Origin of the sequence: Streptococcus sp. 27098_8_113, from assembly GCF_041432545.1 — a bacterium.
Lineage (GTDB): Bacteria > Bacillota > Bacilli > Lactobacillales > Streptococcaceae > Streptococcus.
In genome coordinates this window covers 1-5,275 of record NZ_JAPVZU010000024.1, presented here as the reverse complement: position 1 = coordinate 5,275, position 5,275 = coordinate 1, and the positions used below count along the sequence as shown (strand labels likewise).

Below are 5,275 nucleotides of genomic sequence, written 5' to 3'. Positions count from 1 at the left end.
AAATAACATTACACGCATCTACCATATCTTACAATATCTTTTAAAACCGCTATATTTTCAGCTTTGAAATAACTATCTTTACATTATTTTACGGTTATTTACAGCATTTTTGCCCCTTTTTTGCCCCTCTCAAATAGGGGAATCATGCTCTGTTTCCGTTAAAACGGACATTTTTTATATTTTCCATTATACCAGAAAATCCCCAATCTTTCGATCGGGGCTAGATGATTTATTGAGTCTTTATTTTTAAATTGATATTCGCAGTTTCCGCTGCTTTTTTATTTGAATGTTCCCCAAGCTGCACCGTAACGCTTGCCGTTTTGAGTAGGCCCTGTTGCTACATAGTTCCGTTTGCCGCTTCCACCGATGTAAGATACCCAGACGAAGCCGTTAGCATCCACGATTACCGTATCATACTTAAAGCTTTGTCCTTTGGCATACTGATCTACCACCTCTCCTGAGGTGTCAGGAGCACGGCGGACGTTGATGGCATCTACGGTCACGGTCATTGTGCCGTTTTCGGCATATTGATTTGAGTCTGATACGCTAGTAGTTTCACCAGCAGTTTCACCGTCCGACTGCTCCGGCGTGATAAAATGTGCCACTGTCTGGATGTAATCAGATGCGCTGTAATAATTGCGTACAGGATAGCGGGCTCCTGCATAGTTTTGCTCAATCACAACGAGTTGACCACCATTAACCGACTCTACAACCACAACGTGGCCGTATGGGTTCCAGTCTGTTCCCTCGATGGTTAAAATCTGACCACTCTGCAGAACTCCATCGCTAGCAACTGTCCAGCCGTTCGCTTCCCAATCATAGCTTGTTCCGATGTTAGCTGCGCAAATTGTATCTCCAATTGCACCACTAACATATCCTACACCAGCTCCCAATCCAACTGTACTGTCTGGATTGATGAGGGTTTCATAGTAGCTTGCTAGGGCGTAACATTCGCCATTTCCAACTGGAGTCCCAGACCCCACCAAAGCGGCCAAATCTTGTAATGCTTCATTTACTGTTGTCATTTCTACTCTCCTTATAAAGTAATTTTAAAAACGGGTCAAGCATGATTGCAATAAAGCCAAGTGGAAATACTAACGGTATCAGTAATAGTAGTAAAAGCACTCTGCCTATCGCTTTCATGCTAGACCTCCTTGTCATTCATTTTCTTCTTGGTACTTTTTGCTTGAGATACCAAGTACAGTACCTGCGAACGTGGCAAGTAGTGCAATAGTTCCTGTGATTGCCGTTGTATCAAACTTGTACAAGGCACCCAAACCAGTAATCAATGTAATGCCAGCTGGTACTACTACGGTAACAGCTTTTTTTGCTACATCATACTGTGAGTTTGATAATTTCATATATCACTCCTTTTTCTTGTGGTTATCAACCCGATCATTTATAAATGTGGTCACATAGGGTATTTTAAGCCCTAAAATATCCAGATTTGTCACTAAGCTAGCACCGTAGCTTGCACAAAGAGCTGTTATAATCATATCAGCTAGTGAGCCGGCATTGGCAAAGAGGAAAAATGGATAACCAATTGCTGCAATAACGAAAATTGCTGAATGTGTCACGATCCCAGTTCGAGCTTTTCGACTGGAAAAGTTTTTAAGTGCCCAGGCTTTACAAAATCCTGTGACGACATCAGCCACAACTAGTACCAATAGAATGAATACGAAAAAGTGGTCGTCGATACCCGTTTCGTAAAAATCCTTTACGACATCGAGGATCGCCCAAAGTCCATCTGATTCTTGCATCTACCACCTCTACGCTGTTTCTGCTTTGCCAGCTGTGTCAAGCTCCGCCAAAATTTCATCTTCGATTTGATAACACAGTTTTCGCAGATTTTCCTCATCTTTACGCATATCACTTCGATGTTTAGCGTATAGCTCAGATTCATGCAGTGTTTCAGAAACAGTTGAAACGGCTGTATGATCGATATTTACTACCGTGGTTTTCACAAGCTTTTCTTGCTCGTCCTCGGTTGCGAAAAACTCTGCCACAATCTGGCGTGATTTTGAGACTTTTAACATAGTCTGTACCTCCTTTAATTTATGCTCTAATTATCCCTCTAGTCGCTAGGGATTTTTTACTCAATTAGGCCAAGGATTGTCTGTGACGTAAGTAACCGTACCAAGCCAGACCGCATCCGTTGTATATGATGACGTTAAAGATACATCCCCTGCAGTATTGATATGCAGTACACCAGTCCCAACAACATTAGCTGATACATTGGCATGTAATATCAATGATATATTTTGCACTGGTCTATATCCGATTGGTATGTTTTCAGCCATTTTGGCATTTTCATATTTCTGATTGATGCGAACAATTCTACGTTCTAAGGATATAGTGACTGTATCACCAATCCTAGAAGCATAAGCCGCCATACCATAAGGTAAACCAACAAGTGTCTTATATAGGATTTTTTGTTTAGGATCTGGTTTTAAAGCTTCTAGGTCAGACTTTGAAGCTACACTAACCCACTCTTGCCAAACGCCATCTGACATTACTCGGTAAGCCAATGCCGTACCAGCAAAATCAACAGCTTCTTGTAAAACATAATCATTATTATGCCTTGTAACTCTTACATAGATACTTTTATTTTCAGTATCAGGAGCATTATTTAGATTGTACCCTGTATAGTAGCCCGTGGCCTGATAATTATTCCAATCATCAGTGGCCATTAAGGTCATACCCGAATGACTGGTGAGCTGATGCTGCTGAATCGGCTTGTTGTTAGCATAAATATCACCTCCGACATCCAGAGCGCCACGCTCACGGACTTTATTGATACCAACACCATCTTTATCCATAGACATCACAACTGATCGAGTTGGCACTTCGAACCGATAGCTAGAACTAGTAAAGCGATCCTCGACAGTCCCAACAACAATATAAGATTTGTCTGCAGGGTATTTACTGCCCAGATTAGCAGCGGAATTGATCAGAGAGGAAAGAGTAGTGAAATCACCTCTGGCTGGCCCAACATCCTCTACAAATCTATCCGTACCAAATGGCGCTATCTTAAAGCGCAATCTCATGATATTTTTCTGTGCTCCGTCAATTGTCAGAGGTGCGATTTTGGCATTACGGATAATTTGCAACTGGTCAGCATTTGCCCCGATCCGCTGTACATCAAAGCTGATTTGTGGCAGATGGTAATCTAATACATTGATAGTCACATCTTTTGGCGCACTAGTCCTACCTCTACTATCTGTGACGGTTGCTCTGATAGTTGCCTGCCCAGTAAAGTCTATATCGCCAAATATATCATTTTTATCCAAGGCATACGGTTGACCAACAATCTCTGCATGATAGCTAACAATAGTCGAACCATAAGCCCCTGCAGATTGCCCAAGACTCACTCTAATACTAGATAAAACACGGATAAAGTGATTAGGCTTGAGCATCTGTGCAACAGTCGTATTAGTATCTGTCACACTCAGACTTGATAGTGTCGGTTTAACATTGTCAGGGATAGTCAATTCTAACCTTTGACTATCCCTCCCAACCTCTGCAGCGTTGTTGTAAGTGATGTAAGTAATCGTACCAAAGCCGCTTGCAGCGTCAGGCGTTTGCTCACACAAAGCCATTTCTGGTGTCCATGTATAACTGGTTTCAATATTATCTCCAGCTATTTTTTTATCATAATTACCATATTTCACCCAGATAGAGTGCTTGAAATTATTATTTTGACGACTTATATTTAGAGTTACAGGCTTTCCAATTGTCGCTTTAACACTTGTACCAGTACTAGCTCGTTGAATTTTGGACAATCTCAAACTTTCTGATACAGATGACGACGTATAGTATCCTATGTTTAGAGGTAAACTAGCTGAGATAGTGACAATTTTATTCCCATCACTATCATGTGGCACATTTACATCTATTGCCTTGAGCAACACAGTTTGCCCTTGCGATATTTTACAATCAACTTGGAAATTCTGAGCTTTGCCATCAACAGTTATAGTCAGTGTACGCATAATGTGTTCGTAAATCGCTGCTTGACTATTTGCAATCAATTTTACTTGTACATTCACTGTCGAGAAATTCCCGGTTTGGTTTGGGGTGTTCCAGCCAGATACAATTTCAAGTTGCATTGCTGGCCCCCATAAACCGCCGAAGATATTACGAGCCATATTAAGCACCTCCTACATACATTGTTAAATTACGATCTGGATTTGTTGGATCTTGCATAGTCACAAAACGACCAATCCGCAAGCTCTTAACAAATACACCATTATCAATCTTGAGCACCCCTTGAGAAATAGATGCTACTTCTTTTCCTCCGGACACAAAGGATATCCTGTCGTGAGAAACCAAGACTTTAGATGATCCATCTTTACGACCGACAATCAATCCCTCATCAGACTGGCTCATGTAAGTATTCACAAACTCAGTCACAGTCTGTAACTCACCGACTTTTCGTTGGAGATCTATCATCCGCTCACTGGCTTTGATGATTGCTGCCTCTGCGCTTTTTCTCCCTGCTTCCTCAACTGCTGTGAGATTCTGGATTTTTTTTATCCATTTTTCGACTACAGAAAGAGCAGCTTTTGCCTCCAGCTCCGCTTTAAGGACATTATCACGCTCTGCCAGCTTGTTTAATTGTTCTTGGGTTAAACCTTGGTCAGCTTTGGAGTTTATAGCGTCGTCTACATCTGAAGGTTTTAAGCTAAATGCAGTACCAATATTTCCGGTTTCTAATTTAGGTTTCTTTAGGTATAGTATTGAATTTGTGGAAAAGTTAAAACTATAAATATAGAGCCTGACTTCTCTACTAAAATCGACATCATCACTTAACTTAATAGAGCCTCCTAAGCGCTGCCAACTACCTGCACTAGGCACATTTACCATGGTATGTCCTGAGTGAAAATTTCGGCTACCATCACTTTTGTAATAATAGAATCCAAACCAAATCTTAGTCCCTGTTCCAGTTGCGTATAAATCAGTAGAAAAATAATACGTACCTATTCTTAAATCTTTATTTGGAATAATAAGGCTTAATGCTTTCCAGTTTCTAACACCATTACTCTCATTGAATTCAATTACTGGACTGTCAGAGGAAAATGTCTTATTCACGAAAGCGTGATAATTACTTGTTGGATTCGGAATACCCCCATTATACAGATCTTGCCATTTGTTGATAATGGTGTTTCTATGGATTTTCCCTCCTACTGTAAAAGTTGTTAAGGTTTCCGTAGTTTTAGAGAAATCTGCATTAGGTAAAATATTAACTCCCCCGACCTCAACCGTTCCAACCATATCC

General features: G+C 40.8%; 5 protein-coding genes and 1 pseudogene. All 6 read right to left on the bottom strand.

The genetic code is table 11. The annotated features are described in order from the left end of the window. Positions 1-278 precede the first annotated feature (278 nt). Positions 279-1,025: a PlySs2 family phage lysin gene (locus O3644_RS09915; RefSeq protein ID WP_371595628.1), complete on the bottom strand. Its 747-nt coding sequence runs from the start codon at positions 1,023-1,025 to the stop codon at positions 279-281. A gap of 132 nt (positions 1,026-1,157) precedes the next feature. Next, positions 1,158-1,361: a phage holin gene (locus O3644_RS09910; protein ID WP_371595627.1), complete on the bottom strand. Its 204-nt coding sequence runs from the start codon at positions 1,359-1,361 to the stop codon at positions 1,158-1,160. Between the two features lie 3 nt (positions 1,362-1,364). Next, complete coding sequence (locus tag O3644_RS09905; protein ID WP_371595626.1) at positions 1,365-1,760, bottom strand: phage holin family protein; 396 nt, start codon at positions 1,758-1,760, stop codon at positions 1,365-1,367. A 9-nt stretch (positions 1,761-1,769) separates the two neighbouring features. Beyond that, positions 1,770-2,036 carry a hypothetical protein gene (locus O3644_RS09900; RefSeq protein WP_371595625.1) on the bottom strand — a complete coding sequence of 89 codons (267 nt, stop codon included), beginning with the start codon at positions 2,034-2,036 and terminating at the stop codon, positions 1,770-1,772. Between the two features lie 60 nt (positions 2,037-2,096). Further along, positions 2,097-4,145: a DUF859 family phage minor structural protein gene (locus O3644_RS09895; protein WP_371595624.1), complete on the bottom strand. Its 2,049-nt coding sequence runs from the start codon at positions 4,143-4,145 to the stop codon at positions 2,097-2,099. 1 nt (position 4,146) lies between these two features. Beyond that, a pseudogene (locus O3644_RS09890) lies at positions 4,147-5,275 on the bottom strand (hypothetical protein); the annotation flags it as partial.